Annotated in this window: 12 protein-coding genes, 2 tRNA genes and 3 rRNA genes; 6 read left to right on the forward strand and 11 right to left on the reverse strand. The window is 56.5% G+C overall.

Features of this window, described 5'->3' with window-relative positions:
- Window positions 1-64 precede the first annotated feature (64 nt).
- The 7 genes from rrf to AABM55_RS25385 form a co-directional block, all read right to left on the reverse strand.
- Window positions 65-180 (reverse strand): 5S ribosomal RNA (rrf, locus tag AABM55_RS25355).
- A 160-nt stretch (window positions 181-340) separates the two neighbouring features.
- Window positions 341-3,232: ribosomal RNA gene (locus AABM55_RS25360) — 23S ribosomal RNA — on the reverse strand.
- 234 nt (window positions 3,233-3,466) lie between these two features.
- Window positions 3,467-3,542: transfer RNA gene (locus AABM55_RS25365), tRNA-Ala, on the reverse strand.
- Between the two features lie 34 nt (window positions 3,543-3,576).
- Window positions 3,577-3,653: transfer RNA gene (locus tag AABM55_RS25370), tRNA-Ile, on the reverse strand.
- Window positions 3,654-3,735: 82 nt separating this feature from the next.
- A 16S ribosomal RNA gene (locus tag AABM55_RS25375) occupies window positions 3,736-5,272 on the reverse strand.
- The 16S, 23S and 5S rRNA genes sit together here with 2 tRNA genes alongside, the layout of an rRNA operon.
- Before the next feature lie 637 nt (window positions 5,273-5,909).
- A complete protein-coding gene (locus AABM55_RS25380) occupies window positions 5,910-7,403 on the reverse strand; it encodes a CoA-acylating methylmalonate-semialdehyde dehydrogenase (protein WP_347928077.1) in 1,494 nt (497 codons plus the stop codon).
- 75 nt (window positions 7,404-7,478) lie between these two features.
- Window positions 7,479-8,828 carry an aspartate aminotransferase family protein gene (locus AABM55_RS25385; RefSeq protein ID WP_054594142.1) on the reverse strand — a complete coding sequence of 450 codons (1,350 nt, stop codon included), beginning with the start codon at window positions 8,826-8,828 and terminating at the stop codon, window positions 7,479-7,481.
- Window positions 8,829-8,966: 138 nt separating this feature from the next.
- Between AABM55_RS25385 and AABM55_RS25390 the strand changes: the two genes are divergently transcribed.
- From AABM55_RS25390 to AABM55_RS25405, 4 genes are all read left to right on the forward strand, one after another.
- Window positions 8,967-9,887 carry a LysR family transcriptional regulator gene (locus tag AABM55_RS25390; RefSeq protein WP_054594143.1) on the forward strand — a complete coding sequence of 307 codons (921 nt, stop codon included), beginning with the start codon at window positions 8,967-8,969 and terminating at the stop codon, window positions 9,885-9,887.
- Window positions 9,888-9,996: 109 nt separating this feature from the next.
- Window positions 9,997-10,647: a TetR/AcrR family transcriptional regulator gene (locus tag AABM55_RS25395; RefSeq protein WP_347928078.1), complete on the forward strand. Its 651-nt coding sequence runs from the start codon at window positions 9,997-9,999 to the stop codon at window positions 10,645-10,647.
- Between the two features lie 11 nt (window positions 10,648-10,658).
- On the forward strand, window positions 10,659-11,240 hold the full coding sequence (locus tag AABM55_RS25400; RefSeq protein WP_054594145.1) for a YigZ family protein: 582 nt from the start codon (window positions 10,659-10,661) through the stop codon (window positions 11,238-11,240).
- Between the two features lie 614 nt (window positions 11,241-11,854).
- Window positions 11,855-12,541, forward strand: a complete 687-nt coding sequence (locus AABM55_RS25405) for an SDR family oxidoreductase (RefSeq protein WP_347928079.1) — start codon at window positions 11,855-11,857, stop codon at window positions 12,539-12,541.
- 22 nt (window positions 12,542-12,563) lie between these two features.
- On the opposite strand, the gene AABM55_RS25410 is transcribed toward AABM55_RS25405, so the two are convergent.
- Entirely contained in the window at window positions 12,564-13,526 is a 963-nt protein-coding gene (locus AABM55_RS25410; protein WP_103320529.1) for a transposase, read from the reverse strand.
- 406 nt (window positions 13,527-13,932) lie between these two features.
- On the opposite strand from AABM55_RS25410, the gene AABM55_RS25415 reads away from it, so the two are divergent.
- Both AABM55_RS25415 and AABM55_RS25420 read left to right on the forward strand, forming a co-directional pair.
- Window positions 13,933-15,291, forward strand: coding sequence for an 8-oxoguanine deaminase (locus AABM55_RS25415; RefSeq protein ID WP_347928080.1), 1,359 nt, complete (start codon window positions 13,933-13,935; stop codon window positions 15,289-15,291).
- Between the two features lie 153 nt (window positions 15,292-15,444).
- Window positions 15,445-16,398: an adenosine deaminase gene (locus AABM55_RS25420; RefSeq protein ID WP_103320467.1), complete on the forward strand. Its 954-nt coding sequence runs from the start codon at window positions 15,445-15,447 to the stop codon at window positions 16,396-16,398.
- A gap of 46 nt (window positions 16,399-16,444) precedes the next feature.
- Here the strand turns inward: AABM55_RS25420 and AABM55_RS25425 are convergent, their stop codons facing one another.
- The 3 genes from AABM55_RS25425 to AABM55_RS25435 all read right to left on the reverse strand — a co-directional run bounded on the left by AABM55_RS25425 (window position 16,445) and on the right by AABM55_RS25435 (window position 19,940).
- On the reverse strand, window positions 16,445-17,824 hold the full coding sequence (locus AABM55_RS25425) for an MFS transporter (RefSeq protein ID WP_054594149.1): 1,380 nt from the start codon (window positions 17,822-17,824) through the stop codon (window positions 16,445-16,447).
- 134 nt (window positions 17,825-17,958) lie between these two features.
- On the reverse strand, window positions 17,959-18,693 hold the full coding sequence (locus AABM55_RS25430) for a helix-turn-helix transcriptional regulator (protein WP_347928081.1): 735 nt from the start codon (window positions 18,691-18,693) through the stop codon (window positions 17,959-17,961).
- 317 nt (window positions 18,694-19,010) lie between these two features.
- On the reverse strand, window positions 19,011-19,940 hold the full coding sequence (locus AABM55_RS25435) for a LysR family transcriptional regulator (RefSeq protein WP_347928082.1): 930 nt from the start codon (window positions 19,938-19,940) through the stop codon (window positions 19,011-19,013).
- Between the last annotated feature and the right edge of the window lie 51 nt (window positions 19,941-19,991).

A 19,991-nucleotide genomic window follows, 5' to 3' on the forward strand; every position in this document is an offset into this window, starting at 1 on the left:
ACGAACTTTCTCGCAGGCAAAACAAAACCCCAACTGCTTTCGCAATTGGGGTTTCGGAATTTAATCTTGACGATGACCTACTCTCACATGGGGAAACCCCACACTACCATCGGCGATGCATCGTTTCACTGCTGAGTTCGGGATGGGATCAGGTGGTTCCAATGCTCTATGGTCGTCAAGAAATTCGGGTACTGACTCGTGACCAGTTGGTCTCGCTTCAGCAAATTGGGTATGTGATAGATCTCGGTGTTTGTGAGCAGCTCGAACTTTCGGTTCGTTTCGTCTTCACACACCGCAATCTGGTTCTTCTCTCGAAGCATGCAGATTGCTTGGGTGTTATATGGTCAAGCCTCACGGGCAATTAGTATTGGTTAGCTCAACGCCTCACAGCGCTTACACACCCAACCTATCAACGTCGTAGTCTTCGACGGCCCTTCAGGGGACTCAAGGTCCCAGTGAGATCTCATCTTGAGGCTAGTTTCCCGCTTAGATGCTTTCAGCGGTTATCTATTCCGAACATAGCTACCCGGCAATGCCACTGGCGTGACAACCGGAACACCAGAGGTTCGTCCACTCCGGTCCTCTCGTACTAGGAGCAGCCCCTCTCAAATCTCAAACGTCCACGGCAGATAGGGACCGAACTGTCTCACGACGTTCTAAACCCAGCTCGCGTACCACTTTAAATGGCGAACAGCCATACCCTTGGGACCGGCTTCAGCCCCAGGATGTGATGAGCCGACATCGAGGTGCCAAACACCGCCGTCGATATGAACTCTTGGGCGGTATCAGCCTGTTATCCCCGGAGTACCTTTTATCCGTTGAGCGATGGCCCTTCCATACAGAACCACCGGATCACTAAGACCTACTTTCGTACCTGCTCGACGTGTCTGTCTCGCAGTCAAGCGCGCTTTTGCCTTTATACTCTACGACCGATTTCCGACCGGTCTGAGCGCACCTTCGTACTCCTCCGTTACTCTTTAGGAGGAGACCGCCCCAGTCAAACTACCCACCATACACTGTCCTCGATCCGGATAACGGACCTGAGTTAGAACCTCAAAGTTGCCAGGGTGGTATTTCAAGGTTGGCTCCACGCGAACTGGCGTCCACGCTTCAAAGCCTCCCACCTATCCTACACAAGCAAATTCAAAGTCCAGTGCAAAGCTATAGTAAAGGTTCACGGGGTCTTTCCGTCTAGCCGCGGATACACTGCATCTTCACAGCGATTTCAATTTCACTGAGTCTCGGGTGGAGACAGCGCCGCCATCGTTACGCCATTCGTGCAGGTCGGAACTTACCCGACAAGGAATTTCGCTACCTTAGGACCGTTATAGTTACGGCCGCCGTTTACCGGGGCTTCGATCAAGAGCTTCGCGTTAGCTAACCCCATCAATTAACCTTCCGGCACCGGGCAGGCGTCACACCCTATACGTCCACTTTCGTGTTTGCAGAGTGCTGTGTTTTTAATAAACAGTCGCAGCGGCCTGGTATCTTCGACCGGCATGGGCTTACGGAGCAAGTCCTTCACCCTCACCGGCGCACCTTCTCCCGAAGTTACGGTGCCATTTTGCCTAGTTCCTTCACCCGAGTTCTCTCAAGCGCCTTGGTATTCTCTACCCAACCACCTGTGTCGGTTTGGGGTACGGTTCCTGGTTACCTGAAGCTTAGAAGCTTTTCTTGGAAGCATGGCATCAACCACTTCGTGTTCTAAAAGAACACTCGTCATCAGCTCTCGGCCTTAGAATCCCGGATTTACCTAAGATTCCAGCCTACCACCTTAAACTTGGACAACCAACGCCAAGCTGGCCTAGCCTTCTCCGTCCCTCCATCGCAATAACCAGAAGTACAGGAATATTAACCTGTTTTCCATCGACTACGCTTTTCAGCCTCGCCTTAGGGACCGACTAACCCTGCGTCGATTAACGTTGCGCAGGAAACCTTGGTCTTTCGGCGTGGGTGTTTTTCACACCCATTGTCGTTACTCATGTCAGCATTCGCACTTCTGATACCTCCAGCAAGCTTCTCAACTCACCTTCACAGGCTTACAGAACGCTCCTCTACCGCATCACCTAAGTGATACCCGTAGCTTCGGTGTATGGTTTGAGCCCCGTTACATCTTCCGCGCAGGCCGACTCGACTAGTGAGCTATTACGCTTTCTTTAAAGGGTGGCTGCTTCTAAGCCAACCTCCTAGCTGTCTAAGCCTTCCCACATCGTTTCCCACTTAACCATAACTTTGGGACCTTAGCTGACGGTCTGGGTTGTTTCCCTTTTCACGACGGACGTTAGCACCCGCCGTGTGTCTCCCATGCTCGGCACTTGTAGGTATTCGGAGTTTGCATCGGTTTGGTAAGTCGGGATGACCCCCTAGCCGAAACAGTGCTCTACCCCCTACAGTGATACATGAGGCGCTACCTAAATAGCTTTCGAGGAGAACCAGCTATCTCCGAGCTTGATTAGCCTTTCACTCCGATCCACAGGTCATCCGCTAACTTTTCAACGGTAGTCGGTTCGGTCCTCCAGTTAGTGTTACCCAACCTTCAACCTGCCCATGGATAGATCGCCCGGTTTCGGGTCTATTCCCAGCGACTAGACGCCCTATTAAGACTCGCTTTCGCTACGCCTCCCCTATTCGGTTAAGCTCGCCACTGAAAATAAGTCGCTGACCCATTATACAAAAGGTACGCAGTCACCCAACAAAGTGGGCTCCCACTGCTTGTACGCATACGGTTTCAGGATCTATTTCACTCCCCTCTCCGGGGTTCTTTTCGCCTTTCCCTCACGGTACTAGTTCACTATCGGTCAGTCAGTAGTATTTAGCCTTGGAGGATGGTCCCCCCATATTCAGACAAAGTTTCTCGTGCTCCGTCCTACTCGATTTCATGACTAAGAGATTTTCGCGTACAGGGCTATCACCCACTATGGCCGCACTTTCCAGAGCGTTCCGCTAATCTCAAAGCCACTTAAGGGCTAGTCCCCGTTCGCTCGCCACTACTAAGGGAATCTCGGTTGATTTCTTTTCCTCAGGGTACTTAGATGTTTCAGTTCCCCTGGTTCGCTTCTTAAGCCTATGTATTCAGCTTAAGATACCTAACTTATGTTAGGTGGGTTCCCCCATTCAGACATCTCCGGATCAAAGTCTGTTTGCCGACTCCCCGAAGCTTTTCGCAGGCTACCACGTCTTTCATCGCCTCTGACTGCCAAGGCATCCACCGTATGCGCTTCTTCACTTGACCATATAACCCCAAGCAATCTGGTTATACTGTGAAGACGACATTCGCCGAAAATTCGCAATTACTCACAAATTTTACCTTAGCCTGATCCGTTACCAGTGAAAGTAACGTTCAGTCTATCTTTCTATCACATACCCAAATTTTTAAAGAACGATCTAATCAAAGACTAGAAATCAACATTCACCATCGAACCGATGGAATGCTCATTTCTAAGCTTTCATGCAACAGAAGCAGTAGTGGTGGAGCCAAACGGGATCGAACCGTTGACCTCCTGCGTGCAAGGCAGGCGCTCTCCCAGCTGAGCTATGGCCCCGTATTTCTACAGGCGTTTCCCACACAAGCAAAATTGGTGGGTCTGGGCAGATTCGAACTGCCGACCTCACCCTTATCAGGGGTGCGCTCTAACCAACTGAGCTACAGACCCAATTTCGGGCTGCTTCTAATCGTCTTCTTCAATGAATCAAGCAATTCGTGTGGGAGCTTATGCAGCAGCTGATGTCGTCGATTAAGGAGGTGATCCAGCCGCAGGTTCCCCTACGGCTACCTTGTTACGACTTCACCCCAGTCATGAATCACACCGTGGTAACCGTCCTCCCGAAGGTTAGACTAGCTACTTCTGGTGCAACCCACTCCCATGGTGTGACGGGCGGTGTGTACAAGGCCCGGGAACGTATTCACCGCGACATTCTGATTCGCGATTACTAGCGATTCCGACTTCACGCAGTCGAGTTGCAGACTGCGATCCGGACTACGATCGGTTTTATGGGATTAGCTCCACCTCGCGGCTTGGCAACCCTCTGTACCGACCATTGTAGCACGTGTGTAGCCCAGGCCGTAAGGGCCATGATGACTTGACGTCATCCCCACCTTCCTCCGGTTTGTCACCGGCAGTCTCCTTAGAGTGCCCACCATAACGTGCTGGTAACTAAGGACAAGGGTTGCGCTCGTTACGGGACTTAACCCAACATCTCACGACACGAGCTGACGACAGCCATGCAGCACCTGTCTCAATGTTCCCGAAGGCACCAATCCATCTCTGGAAAGTTCATTGGATGTCAAGGCCTGGTAAGGTTCTTCGCGTTGCTTCGAATTAAACCACATGCTCCACCGCTTGTGCGGGCCCCCGTCAATTCATTTGAGTTTTAACCTTGCGGCCGTACTCCCCAGGCGGTCAACTTAATGCGTTAGCTGCGCCACTAAGAGCTCAAGGCTCCCAACGGCTAGTTGACATCGTTTACGGCGTGGACTACCAGGGTATCTAATCCTGTTTGCTCCCCACGCTTTCGCACCTCAGTGTCAGTATCAGTCCAGGTGGTCGCCTTCGCCACTGGTGTTCCTTCCTATATCTACGCATTTCACCGCTACACAGGAAATTCCACCACCCTCTACCATACTCTAGCTCGACAGTTTTGAATGCAGTTCCCAGGTTGAGCCCGGGGATTTCACATCCAACTTAACGAACCACCTACGCGCGCTTTACGCCCAGTAATTCCGATTAACGCTTGCACCCTCTGTATTACCGCGGCTGCTGGCACAGAGTTAGCCGGTGCTTATTCTGTCGGTAACGTCAAAACCATCACGTATTAGGTAATGGCCCTTCCTCCCAACTTAAAGTGCTTTACAATCCGAAGACCTTCTTCACACACGCGGCATGGCTGGATCAGGCTTTCGCCCATTGTCCAATATTCCCCACTGCTGCCTCCCGTAGGAGTCTGGACCGTGTCTCAGTTCCAGTGTGACTGATCATCCTCTCAGACCAGTTACGGATCGTCGCCTTGGTGAGCCATTACCCCACCAACTAGCTAATCCGACCTAGGCTCATCTGATAGCGCAAGGCCCGAAGGTCCCCTGCTTTCTCCCGTAGGACGTATGCGGTATTAGCGTTCGTTTCCGAACGTTATCCCCCACTACCAGGCAGATTCCTAGGCATTACTCACCCGTCCGCCGCTCTCAAGAGAAGCAAGCTTCTCTCTACCGCTCGACTTGCATGTGTTAGGCCTGCCGCCAGCGTTCAATCTGAGCCATGATCAAACTCTTCAGTTCAAACATCTTTGGGTTTTTAAGAAACCCTAAACTTGGCTCAGCAATCGTTGGTTACATCTTTGATTTCTCGCGGAGTAACTTGTGATGCTGATAATCTTGTTGACTATCAGTCTGACTGCACAAGCACCCACACGAATTGCTTGATTCAGTTGTTAAAGAGCGGTTGGTTAAGATCTTTCGCCTCAACCGAGGCGCGCATTCTACAGCAGCCTCTGTTGCTGTCAAGCGGTTATTTTCAGAAGTTTTCAAAGTTTCCTTTGCAACTTCAACCACTTGCGCTTCCGATCTCTCGTTAGCGGGAGGCGAATTCTACAGCGTTACTCGCTGCTGTCAACACCTCTTTTTCTCCGCTTTCGACCGAGACGATCGAACCGTTAAAAGAGCCAAACAACACCGCCCTTTCAACTCCTTCAGGCTTCGATGAACTGAAGCGTAACCGCTGCCGAAAACTGCGTAACTCTTTGTTTACCAAGGAGTTTTCCGTTTCGACTGCGCCGGAAGTGGGGCGAATTATAGACTTCCAGAATCTGCCGTCAACACCTATTTTCATAAATCTGTCATATCAGTCAAAAAGCCCCGAAAACACGAAGGCCGGTCCACCATCATATAGAGGTGGACCGGCCTTCTGCCCTTCTACTTACAAGCTTGGGAATGCGAACTGCGAGGCTTCATGGCTTGCACGTTGTGGCCAGCGCTGGGTAATCGCCTTGCGACGGGTGTAGAAACGCACACCATCCGGGCCATACGCATGCAGGTCACCAAACAGCGAACGCTTCCAGCCACCAAAGCTGTGGTAAGCCACTGGGACCGGCAGCGGAACGTTAACCCCAACCATGCCGACTTCGATCTCGTCGCAGAACAACCGCGCTGCCTCACCATCACGGGTGAAGATGCAGGTGCCATTGCCGTACTCGTGATCGTTAATCAGCTGCATGGCAGCTTCCAGGCTATTGACCCGAACGATGCACAGCACCGGCCCGAAGATCTCTTCTTTATAGATGCGCATCTCTGGCGTGACGTTATCGAACAGGCAGCCGCCCAGGAAGAAGCCTTCCTCATGACCGGCCACGCTCAGACCACGACCATCGACGACCAGGGAAGCGCCGGAGGAAACACCGTCTTCTATATAGCCACTGACCTTGTCGCGAGCCTGACCGGAAACCAGTGGCCCCATGTCCAGACCACACGAAGTGCCGGCGCCGATTTTCAGCGCCTTGATTTGCGGAACCAGTTTGGCCACCAGAGCATCCGCAACCTGATCGCCAACGCACACGGCTACCGAGATCGCCATGCAACGCTCGCCACAAGAACCGTAAGCCGCGCCCATCAGAGCGCTGACTGCGTTATCCAGATCGGCATCCGGCATCAATACCGCGTGGTTCTTCGCGCCGCCCAGTGCCTGGACGCGCTTGCCGCGCTTGGTGCCCTCGGCGTAAATGTATTCGGCAATCGGTGTCGAGCCGACGAAGCTCAGTGCTTTGACTTCAGGTGCTTCGATCAACGCATCGACCGCAGCCTTGTCACCATGAACCACACTCAACACGCCTTTCGGCAGGCCGGCTTCGAGCAGGAGCTGAGCGATCAGCAGCGTCGAGCTTGGATCACGCTCGGACGGTTTGAGGATAAAGCAGTTACCGCAGACGATCGCCAGCGGATACATCCACAACGGCACCATCGCCGGGAAGTTGAACGGGGTGATACCGGCCACTACACCCAACGGCTGGAAGTCCGACCAGGCGTCGATGTTCGGACCGACATTGCGGCTGTACTCGCCCTTGAGGATTTCCGGTGCAGCACAGGCGAACTCGACGTTTTCGATACCGCGCTTCAATTCACCCGCGGCGTCTTCCAGCGTCTTGCCGTGTTCTTCGCTGATCAGTTGAGCGATACGCGCTTCGTTCTGCTCCAGCAATTGCTTGAAGCGGAACATCACCTGGGCGCGTTTGGCCGGTGGCGTGTTGCGCCAGGCCGGAAATGCAGCCTTGGCTGAGTCGATGGCTTTTTGAATGGTTTCACGGCTGGCCAATGGCACTTTATGGATTGGCTGACCAGTGGACGGGTTGAACACGTCAGCAGTGCGAGCGTTATCGGTTACCAGTTCGCCATTGATCAAATGCGGGATGAGGCTCATGCGGGGCTCCTGAAAAATTGTCCACAGACGCGCATCGCTGCGCGTCCGTTATTCGTTCTTATATAGAAGGGCTAATCAGTCGATCTTGTTCAGCACTTCGCCGACCGCATCGAACAGACGATCAAGATCCTGCGGCTTGCTGTTGAAGGTTGGGCCGAACTGCAGGGTGTCGCCGCCGAAGCGCACATAGAAACCCGCCTTCCACAGCGCCATGCCCGCCTCGAATGGACGCACGATAGCGTCGCCATCGCGCGCAGCGATCTGGATTGCACCGGCCAAACCGTAGTTACGAATGTCGATGACATTCTTCGAACCTTTCAGACCGTGCAGCGCATTCTCGAAATGTGGCGCGACTTCGGCCACGCTCTGCACCAGGTTTTCCTTTTGCAGCAGGTCGAGTGCCGCGAGGCCGGCAGCGCAGGCCACCGGGTGCGCGGAATAGGTGTAACCGTGCGGGAACTCCACTGCGTATTCCGGCGTCGCCTGGTTCATGAAGGTCTGGTAGATCTCCGAGCTGGCGATCACCGCGCCCATCGGGATCGCGCCGTTGGTAACTTGCTTGGCAATGCACATCAGGTCAGGAGTCACGCCGAAGCTGTCAGCACCGAACATCGAACCGGTACGACCGAAGCCGGTGATGACTTCGTCGAATACCAGCAGGATGTTGTGCTGGTCGCAGATTTCGCGCAGACGCTTCAGATAACCCTGAGGCGGAACCAGTACACCGGCAGAACCGGCCAGTGGCTCGACGAACACCGCAGCGATGTTCGAGGCGTCGTGCAGTTCGATCAGTTTGAGCAGCTCTTCGGCCAAGACGATACCGCCCTCTTTCGGCATGCCACGGGAATAGGCGTTGCTCGCCAGCAGAGTGTGCGGCAGGTGGTCGACGTCCATCATCGCCTGACCAAACAGCTTACGGTTGCCGTTCACGCCACCCAGGCTGGTGCCGGCGATGTTCACACCGTGGTAGCCACGGGCACGGCCGATCATTTTGGTTTTGGTCGACTGACCTTTCAGACGCCAGTAAGCGCGGACCATCTTCACGGCTGTATCAGCGCATTCGGAACCGGAGTCAGTGAAGAACACGTGATTCAGATTGCCCGGGGTCAGCTCGGTGATTTTCTCGGCGAGCTGGAACGACAGCGGGTGACCGTACTGGAAGCCCGGCGAGTAATCGAGGGTGCCCAACTGTTTGGCCACCGCTTCCTGGATTTCCTTGCGGGTATGCCCTGCGCCGCAGGTCCACAGACCTGACAGCGAGTCATAGACTTTACGGCCCTTGTCGTCGATCAGGTAGCTGCCTTCAGCGGCAACGATCAGACGCGGATCGCGCTGGAAATTGCGGTTGGCGGTGTACGGCATCCAGTGGGCATCGAGCTTGAGTTGGCTGGCCAGGGAGACCGGGGCGTTTTCAGGCACGTTCATGAGCAAAACCTCGCAGGGCAATAAGCGGCGTAGGGATTAAAAGCGTTCTTGCAGCTAAGTTGCCACGACGATAAAGTCGGTGAAATCCAACTTTTCTAACCTTCAGTCAGTCAATCACTAAACTTTTGAGTAAAAAGCATGAGCAGCCGCCGACCCGATCCACTGGCGCAAGTCAGTGACTTTGATATCCGCCTGCTGCGGATCTTTCGCAGCGTGGTCGAGTGCGGCGGCTTCTCCGCAGCGGAAAGTGTGCTCGGGATTGGACGCTCAGCCATCAGCCAGCAAATGAGCGATCTTGAACAACGACTGGGTCTGCGCCTGTGTCAGCGTGGTCGAGCCGGGTTCTCGCTGACCGAAGAGGGCCGCGAGGTCTATCAATCGGCGTTGCAGCTATTAAGTGCGCTGGAAAGTTTTCGCACCGAGGTCAACGGACTGCATCAACACTTGCGCGGTGAATTGACCATCGGCCTGACCGACAACCTCGTCACCCTGCCCCACATGCGCATCACCCACGCACTGGCGCAGTTGAAAGAGCGTGGGCCGGACGTGCAGATTCAGATCCGCATGATCGCGCCCAATGAAGTCGAACAGGGCGTGCTCGATGGACGCTTGCATGTCGGCGTGGTGCCACAGGCCAGCGCCTTGTCGGGGCTTGAGTATCAGCCGCTGTACAGCGAGCGTTCGCTACTCTACTGCGCGGTCGGCCATCCATTGTTTTATGTCGACGATAAACAGCTGGACGATGAACGCCTGAATAGTCAGGACGCGATCGCCCCGACCTTCCGTCTACCGGCCGAGATCCAGGCGCATTATCAGGCGCTCAACTGCACCGCCAGCGCATCGGACCGCGAGGGCATGGCGTTTCTGATTCTGACCGGGCGCTACATCGGTTACCTGCCAGACCACTACGCCAGCCTGTGGGTGCAGCAAGGTCGCTTGCGCGCGCTCAAACCCGACACCCGTTTTTATGACCTGAGCCTGGCTTCGGTCACACGCAAGGGGCGGCGCCCGCATTTGGTACTGGAAAGCTTCCTGGAAAGCCTTGCGGCGACTCGATAAACCGCATGAAAGGCCCAGCTTTGACGCTTTTATCGCAACAAGGCTTGTCGGATTCCTGTGGGTGCGCTATCAACGCACGGTGCACCCACTGACCCGCTCGGAACCGCCCATGACCTTTGAAGTCCCAGCCCACGCAGGTAAGCCTGCCAGCCGCATTCGTCAGAAGAACGAAGAGGCGATCCTCAAAGCCGCCGAAATCGAATTCGCTCGTCACGGCTTCAAGGGCACCAGCATGAACACCATCGCGCAGAATGCCGGGCTGCCCAAGGCCAATCTGCACTACTACTTCACCAACAAGCTTGGGCTGTACATCGGGGTGTTGAGCAACATCATTCAGTTGTGGGACAGCACCTTCAACACCTTGACCTGTGACGACGACCCCGCCGAAGCGCTGACCCGCTACATACGCGCCAAGATGGAGTTCTCCCGCCGCCAGCCGCAAGCCTCGCGGGTGTTCGCCATGGAAGTCATCAGCGGCGGCGAATGCCTGACCGAGTACTTCAACCAGGATTACCGCGCCTGGTTCCAGGGCCGTGCGAACGTGTTTCAGGCCTGGATCGATGCCGGCAAGATGGACCCTGTAGACCCGGTGAACCTGATCTTCCTGTTATGGGGCAGCACCCAGCATTACGCCGATTTCGCCACGCAAATTTGCCGCGTCACCGGTCGTACCAAGCTGACCAGGCAGGACATGGAAGATGCCAGCAATAACCTGATCCGTATCATTCTTAAAGGCTGCGGCCTCACCCCAGCCATTTAAGACCTTCAGCCATGCCTTTTACCCTCGCAGGCGTTTGCGAATACCGTGAAGAGATTCGCAAAAGCCGCTTCATCGCCCTCGCGGCACCGATCACCAGCGCTGCCGAGGCGCAGGCGTTCATCGAACAGCACAGCGACCTGAACGCTTCACACAATTGCTGGGCCTGGAAACTCGCCGATCAGTACCGCAGCAGTGACGATGGCGAACCGGGCGGCACTGCTGGCCGGCCGATACTCGCGGCGATTGAAGCGCAGGATTGCGATCAGGTCGCGGTCGTGGTGATTCGCTGGTACGGCGGCATTCAACTGGGCACTGGCGGTCTCGCACGGGCCTACGGCGGCAGCGCCAATAAATGCCTGCAAGGCGCCGAGCGGATTGCCCTGATCAGCCGGGTGCCGATTCGTTGTGCCTGCGGCTTTAGCGAATTGGCGCTGGTCAAACTGCGCGTCGCGGAGCTGGGCGGGTTGGTGGTGGAAGAAACCTTCACCGCCAATGGTGTGGAACTGCAACTGGCCATCGGTGAGACGCAGATCGATACCTTGCAGCGTCAACTGGCGGATTTGAGCCGTGGGCGAATTTTGTTGCAACGTTGAAAACAGATCAAAAGATCGCAGCCTGCGGCAGCTCCTGCAAGCGATCCTGTTTCGCCCGTAGCGCTGCGATCTTTTAGGGCATTGGCGCCATGCCAACATTTCCGACACTTGCCCACAACCGCTGTGCACCCGACTGTGGATAACCTGAGCACACAGCGCTGTAACCCTTCCGCCACGTGGCTTTGCGGCCATTGATCACTTTTCGCTCAATTGGCCATCCACGGGTTCAATTCCACCGCAAAACAAACAGTTAGAGCGGTATATCACCATTAGAAGAAAGCCTTACAGTGCTTATTCCCGGGTTTCTGGCTTGCGCACAAATACTGTGGAGCAACCTGTGGATAACCCGTTCATGGCTGGCTCAGTCGCATAGCCGGCATAGCCTGCAGCCACATGGTCATTTTTTAATCAGATTACCCCGAGCAAAATTTGCACCCGATCCTGCAACTCGCCCTTAAGTAGTGCCTGACCCCGAATCTAACTTCTGCATTTGATCGTCCAACGTCTGGGCTTTACGCTTGGTGAGATCGGTGAGTTACGCCAGGAACTGCAACAACGGCTAGGACAGCATTGTCCATTGAATCCATGACCCTCTTTTATCAAGGAAGCCACTCATGTCTACGGTAAAAACCGCACTGATCATCGGCGCCTCACGAGGCCTCGGCCTGGGACTGGTGAAAACCCTGCTGGCCGACGGCTGGCAAGTCACCGCCACGGTGCGTAACCCACAGAACGCCGAAGCGTTGCAGGCACTGGGCAAGGTACGGATTGAAAAACTCGACATGGACGATCAGCAAGCGGTGATCGCCCTCAGCCAACAACTCAAAGGCCAGGTGTTCGACCTGTTGTTCGTCAACGCCGGCGTCAAAGGCCCGGAGGTGCAGACACCCGGTGGCGCGACGCTGGCCGAAGTGGGTCAATTGTTCTTCACCAACGCCGTGGCGCCCATCAATCTGGCCCAGCGCTTCGTCGGGCAGATCCGCGAAGGCAGCGGTGTACTGGCGTTCATGAGTTCGGTACTCGGTAGCGTGACCATGCCTGATGCACCAGAACTGGCACTGTACAAGGCCAGCAAAGCGGCGCTGAACTCGATGACCAATAGTTTCGTCACACAGTTGGGCGAACAGAAACTGACCGTTTTGTCGCTGCATCCAGGCTGGGTGAAAACCGACATGGGTGGTGAAGGCGCGGACATCGATGTCGACACCAGCACCCGCGGGCTGGTTGATCAGGTGAACGCCTATGCCGGCAAGGGTGGGCATCACTTCATCAATTACAAGGGTGAAACCATTCCCTGGTAACACCAACCCCATGTGGGAGATTCTATGTTGCAGGACAACCCTGCAACGGTCGATTCGGTTGGTATTCGCTCTGGTTTTTCATCAGGGCGAACGCCACCCGGGCGAGTTTTCGGGCAAGGATTACCAGGGCCTGAGTCTTCTTGAAACCTCTGGCCAGGTACCCTTCATAAAAGGGTTTCCAGGTCGCTGAACGACAGGCGGCCATGGCCGAGTTGTGGGCCAAACGCCGTATTTCCGGATCCCCTTTCTTGGTCAGACTGCGACTCCCCGTCTTTTTTCCCGAGTCATCAACCCTCAAGTCCATGCCCAAAAAAGCGATGAAGGCATTGCTGTCCTTAAACTCGCCACGCAAAAAAGCCGTCGCAAATCCGGTTGCCGTCAGTACACCGACGCCTTCAATGGCCTTGCAACGCTCAATATTTTCGGCGGCTCCGGCCTCTTTGCTCAGGTCACGCAGCTTTTTTTGAATGGCCAAATCCGAGTGCTTAAACGTCTCCATCAGACATTTCAGCTCTTCTTCCAGGCGCGGCTCATTGGCCCAGCTCTGAGCCAGACTGACACGCGCCTTGATCAGTGCTGCCCGTCGATGAAGCAGGCTTTGCAGGGCCTTGTAAGCCTTGGGCGGCGGGCTCCAAGCGCGTAACCCAGCCTGTTCATGCGCCAGATACCGAGCCAGAAGACGGGCATCGCACGGATCATTTTTAGCTCGTTGGCCGACACCGCGGCGGTAATGACTCAAGCGATAACCGTCCACGACGTAGACCTGATGACCCAACTCATGGGCCAACTCAACCGTGTCCAAGTGGTAAATGTTGGTGGCCTCGACGGCAATGCCACTTTTGGCGGGCAGCGTCTTGAGCCAGCGTTTGAGTGCTGCCCGATTATTGGGGATGGCTTGTGTGGTTTGCAGATCGGCGCGATAGACGAGCACCTCGGCCTTGGCCACATCAACACCCACGACCGTTTGCGAAGTAAGGATTGTCATGACGAATCCTCGGAGCTAGGGTTTAAGAGCTTGTTGGGGTCTACCGTTGCGCTGGCTTGTCTCTATCGTCGGCCTTGCCGATGAATTCCTTATTGGCGCTTTTGGGTAGAAGGGGTGGGACGAAGTCTCCCACGGTCTGTACTGGCTAGAGTCAGAATCGGGCTTTTAGTCCCACCCACCCCTTCAAGTCTAAACATACAAGCGGGCTTGCTCGCGAAGAGGCCATCACATTCAACATCAATGTTGACCGTCAGTCCGCCTTCGCGAGCAAGCCCGCTCCCACACTGGATCTGTGGTGTACAACCTGAGTAAACTCTGAACTTCGCCCCCCGCGGCGACCCTGGATCAGCAGACAGGGCAACACTGAGCTGGCGAACCTGAACCCAACTTTCAGAGGAGCCGGCAAATGCCTGCGACCCGTATCTGGTTAAAAAATCCCCTCGCGATCTTCACGGCCAACGACCTCGATGCCCGTGGTGGCCTGGTGCTGCAAGACGGTTTGATCGTCGAAGTACTCAAGCAAGGCCAACAACCGGCGACGCCCTGTGGACAAGTATTTGATGCCCGCGAGCATGTGATCCTGCCGGGACTGATCAACACCCACCATCACTTCTATCAAACCCTGACCCGCGCCTGGGCACCGGTGGTCAATCAGCCGCTGTTCCCCTGGCTGAAAACGCTTTACCCGGTCTGGGCCCGACTGACCCCTGAAAAACTCGCGCTGGCAACCAAGGTGGCCCTGGCTGAATTGCTGCTGTCGGGTTGCACCACTGCCGCCGACCACCATTACCTGTTTCCCGAGGGGTTGGAAAACGCCATCGACGTGCAAGTCGAAAGCGTCCGTGAACTCGGCATGCGCGCCATGTTGACCCGTGGCTCGATGAGCCTAGGCGAAAAGGATGGAGGCCTGCCGCCCCAGCAAACCGTGCAGCAAGGCGAAGTGATTCTCGCCGACAGCCAACGCCTGATCGCCGAGTACCACGAACGTGGCGAAGGCGCGCAAATTCAGATCGCCCTGGCACCCTGCTCGCCGTTCTCGGTCACGCCGCAAATCATGTCGGCCAGCGCCGAACTGGCGAACACGCTCGATGTGCGCCTGCACACCCACCTAGCTGAAACCCTCGACGAAGAAGATTTCTGCCTGCAACGCTTCGGCCTGCGCACCGTGGATTACCTGGACAGCGTCGGCTGGCTCGGCCCACGCACCTGGCTGGCCCACGGCATTCACTTCAACCCCGACGAAATCGCCCGCCTCGGCGCGGCGGGTACCGGCATTTGCCACTGCGCGAGTTCGAACATGCGCCTGGCATCAGGCATCTGCCCAACCCTGGAACTAACGGCTGCCGGCGCACCGCTGGGCTTGGGTGTCGACGGTTCGGCATCCAACGATGCCTCGAACATGATCCTCGAAACCCGTCAGGCGCTGTACCTGCAACGGCTGCGTTATGGCGCGGAGAAGATCACTCCGGAATTGGTACTGGGCTGGGCGACCCGAGGTTCGGCGAAATTGCTCGGTCGCAGCGACATCGGCGAACTCGCGGTGGGCAAGCAAGCGGATCTCGCGTTGTTCAAACTCGATGAGCTGCGCTTCTCTGGCAGCCATGACCCGATTTCGGCATTGCTGTTGTGTGGCGCGGATCGTGCAGACCGGGTGATGATCGGCGGCAAATGGCGAGTGATCGACGGGCAAGTCGAAGGGCTGGACCTGAAAGGCTTGATCGCCGATCACAGCCAGGCGGCACGGCAGTTGATCGCCGGCATCTGACCGGACTCCATTGTAGGCAAGGGCTGGCCCTTGCCTACGTTGCCGACACCCAGGCTTATGGGGTGGCTGGATGAACCGACCGGTCAGGTTTTGCTAATTGTTTCTACAGGCATCTGTAGAATGCTCACTATCTGTACCTGATGAGAAAAGAATATGTACGACTGGCTGAACGCCCTGCCCAAGGCAGAATTGCACCTGCACCTGGAAGGCTCGCTGGAGCCTGAGTTGCTGTTCGCCCTGGCCGAACGCAACAAGATCGCCCTGCCGTGGAGCGACGTCGAAACCCTGCGCAAGGCGTATGCCTTCAACAATCTGCAAGAGTTCCTGGACCTGTATTACCGGGGCGCCGATGTGTTGCGCACCTCTCAGGATTTCTACGACCTGACCTGGGCCTACCTGTTGCGTTGCAAGGCGCAGAACGTGATTCACACCGAACCGTTCTTCGATCCGCAAACCCATACCGACCGTGGCGTGCCGTTCGAAGTGGTGCTTAACGGCATCGCCAGCGCGTTGAAAGACGGTGAACAGCAACTGGGCATCACCAGCGGCTTGATCCTCAGTTTCCTGCGCCACTTGAGCGAAGAAGAAGCCGAGAAAACCCTCGATCAGGCGCTGCCGTTCCGTGATGCGTTTGTCGCCGTCGGCCTGGACAGTTCGGAGATGGGCCACCCGCCGAGCAAGTTCCAGCGCGTGTTCGATCGCGCTCGTCATGAAGGTTTCCTGACCGTTGCTCACGCTGGTGAAGAAGGCCCGCCGGAGTACATCTGGGAAGCCATTGACCTGCTGAAAATCCAGCGTATCGACCATGGCGTGCGCGCCATCGAAGACGAGCGCCTGATGCAGCGGATCATCGACGAGCAGATCCCGTTGACCGTTTGCCCGCTGTCCAACACCAAGCTGCGCGTGTTCGATGACATGTCCCAGCACAACATTCTCGACATGCTTGAGCGTGGGGTGAAGGTTACGGTGAACTCGGATGACCCGGCGTACTTCGGTGGTTATGTCACCGAAAACTTCCATGCGCTGTATACCCATTTGGGCATGACCCAGGATCAGGCCAAGCGCCTGGCGCAGAACAGCCTGGATGCACGGTTGGTCAAACCGTAAGACCGCTGAAGATGATCGTTCCCACGCGTGGGAACGATCATCATCTTTAACCCGCCACCACCTCGCTCAATTCCTCCAGCGTCTTGCCCTGCGTTTCCATTCCGAACAGCCAGACCACGCCCGCGGCAATGGCGAAACACATCGCACCCAAAGCGAACACCCCGCCCTGCCCCGTTATCGGGAACACCAGCCCGGTGACCAATGGCCCGAGCAACGAGCCGACCCGACCAATCGCCGAAGCAAACCCGGAACCGGTGGCTCGCGCCGAAGTAGGATAGAGCTCCGGGGTGTAGGTGTAGAGCACGGCCCACATGCCGAACAGGAAAAACTGCATCAGCAGGCCCGAACTGATCAACAGGCTGACGTTGCCGCCAAACACCGCGCTCTGCCCATACAGAAACGCCATCACCCCACCACCGAGCAAGGTGATGATGCACACCGGCTTGCGTCCCCAACGCTCCACCAGCCAGGCAGCCATGAGAAAACCGGGAATCCCTCCAAGGGAAATCAGCACGGTGTAATACACCGACTGAGTCACCGCAAACCCCGACTGCTGCAGCAATGCGCTGAGCCAGGAAGTCAGGCCATAGAAGCCAAGCAAGGCAAAAAACCAGACGCTCCAGATCATCATCGTGCGTTGGCGGTACAAAGGTGACCAAATTTCATTCAAGGCCGAAAGAAAGTGCCCCGGACGACTCTCGATTCTGGGCAAACGAATCGGCTCCGGCAGATCGGCGCTCCCCAGCGAGGTCCGCACCTTGTCTTCAATGCGCAGCAAAACCTTGTCCGCTGCCGCGTGATGCCCGGCCTGTTCCAGCCAGCGTGGTGACTCGGGAATGAAGAAGCGAATCGCCAGGACAAACACCGCCGGCACCGCCAGTACCAGGAAGATGTCGCGCCAGCCAACCAGCGGTAACAGAAAGTAAGACAGCACGCCCGCTGCGACAAAACCCAACGGCCAGAAGCCATCCATCAACGCGATGTAGCGCCCGCGCCGTTTGGCCGGGATCAATTCGGACAGCATCGATTGGGCAATCGGAAACTCCATGCCCATGCCGATCCCCAGAAGTACTCTAAACAGCGTCAGCGTCTCGACGCTTTGCGCCGTAGAACAGAGGTAACTGGCGATGCCCCACAACACGATGCTCCACTGAAACACCGGCTTTCTTCCGAAGCGGTCGGCAAGCATCCCGGACAACGACGCGCCAAGCACCATGCCGAAGAAACTCGAACTGGCCAGCAACCCGGCCTGCGCGGTGCTCAGAGCGAACTCGGCTTTGATCGACCCCAAGAGGAACGTCATCATTGCCAGGTCCATGGAGTCGAAGAAAAACGCCAGGGCAATGATGATGAAAATGATCCGGTGATAACCGCTGATGGGCAGTCGTTCCAGACGTTCTGCCGCGCTATAGCCTTGCGTTTCCATGCCGTATCCCCCATTCGATAATCCCCGTATCGAGTGTGCGGGATCGCCTGGGGTCACTATTGCTGGATACGACCTGGCCACAGCTCTGAGCGACGTCTGAAACCTCTGGCCTCAGACGTCGATTTCAACGGTTGCTAGAGCGCCATTTCCAACTCGGCCTCTTTGGCGAACTGATCGATTTCACGCTGACCGGCCGCGGTGATCTGCAGAACACGCGTGTCGCTGGGCAGATTCAACCAGCCGGACTGCATGAACAGTTGCAACACCGCCGCCCCCAGGGTTCCACCCAGGTGCGGTCGGCGCTCGCTCCAGTCCGGGCAGGCGCAGACTACGCGCGAGGTGCTGTGGGCCAGGGCCTGAATGAACACGCCGTGGGTTGCCAGCCGATTGGCGCCTTTGTGGGTCACGATGACACGCTTGTCCAGCTGTTCGATCCAGCCGGCATCGAGCATTCGCTGATACAGATCGGCTGCCAGGCTTCCCCCCAGATGGTCTTCACAGAGCCTGGCCCGAAGCAATGACGAAGGCGCCGTACGCACTTTCGTCGATGGGCTGGTGCGCTTGAGCAACTCTGGAACCTTGCCTGGCAGACTGGCCAGAGTGGCGCTGGCCAGCGCTTCAACTGCTGCACCGATTTCGGGAGCCGCAAGCCGGAAAAACCGCTTGCGCCCACGCTCCTCGACTTTCAACAGTCCACCGCTGGACAAGCGCCCCAGGTGCGCATTCGCCGATGATGGCGACAAGCCTGCCAGCAATGCCAACTCCTCGGATTGCCGTGCAGTACCGTCCATCAAGGCCCACATCATCGCGCTACGCTTCGGGTCTGCCAGCAACGTGGCTATCTGGCTGATGCAAGGTGCATGTTCCATGTATTCACTCCCTGTTGAATCATTTGTCTGCTGCTCTGGGACATCTTGACCAGTAATGTGCTGCCGGCCAAGGCGTGAAAACCGCCAAAAGCCGGGCGGTATAACCAACGGATGCGACGAACCTCTTCGAAAACCCCGACCGGGCTCAACAACGATCAGCACAGCGTCCAACCGCTTTGAGCAAGACATCGCAACGTCGCCGACAACGGTGCGACTCCAGGCAGGCACTAGTATATGCGTGATGATCTTCGGTTCCTGCCGGCCGGAAGCTTTTGGAGGTGATAGTTCCTGCCAGAATTTTCCCTATTTGCGTGCGACTACTCGCCCGCACCGATCATTGCTGGCGATTGAGCCGACAATTGGGCACATCGTGACTTGAGCATTTCACTCAGCAGGTTCACCGGCTTACTTAATTGAGCGCGATGGGCGCACAGTAAGTTCAGCGGTGCGCGCTCGCAGACCAGCGCCGGCATCAGCACTTTCAAGCGCCCGGCCAATACATCGCCGGCTACATCCAGCCAGGACTTGTAGGCAATTCCGGCACCGGCCACTGCCCACAGACGCACTACGTCCGCATCATCACTGAAACGATCACCGCTGACGGTCAGGCTCATCTCCCGTTTGCCATCATGAAAACTCCAGTGCTCGTGAACCCGGCTGCCCAGCATATATAACAGGCAATTGTGCTGGGCCAGTTGTTCCAGCTGGCGCGGTTCACCATGCCGCGCGAGATAGTGTGGTGCAGCACACAACACGCGACGGTTGTCCGGGGCGATCGGCAGCGCCACCAGGCTTGAGTCTTCCGGCTCCCCATAGCGCAGGGCAATGTCCACCGGTTGGCGGAACAGGTCGGCAATCCGGTCCCCCAACAGCAGGCGTACCGTCAGTTTTGGATGCTCGCGCTGGAATTCGTCCAGCCACGGCAGCAGCAAATTGCGACCGAAGTCCGAAGGTGCCGACAGCTGCAATACGCCGCTGACCTGATCCTGTCCGCTGGCCAGCAAACGACGCCCTTCATCCAGATTGCTCAGCGCCGCGCGGGCGTACTCCAAGAAGCCCTCGCCCTCTGCGGTCAGACGCAGACTGCGAGTCGAACGCGCCAGCAACCGCGCGCCCAATTGCTGCTCGATCCGCTTCAACGCGGCGCTGGCCACTGCCGGCGACAGGTCCATGACCCGCGCCGCCGCAGACAGACTGCCAAGGTCTGCGGCACGGACGAACAACTGCAAGTCATCGAAACGCAGCATCAACCCACCTGCATTATCAAAAAAATATTGAAAGAGACTGTTCTTTTAGCC

The organism is Pseudomonas helvetica, assembly GCF_039908645.1.
Taxonomy (GTDB): domain Bacteria; phylum Pseudomonadota; class Gammaproteobacteria; order Pseudomonadales; family Pseudomonadaceae; genus Aquipseudomonas; species Aquipseudomonas helvetica.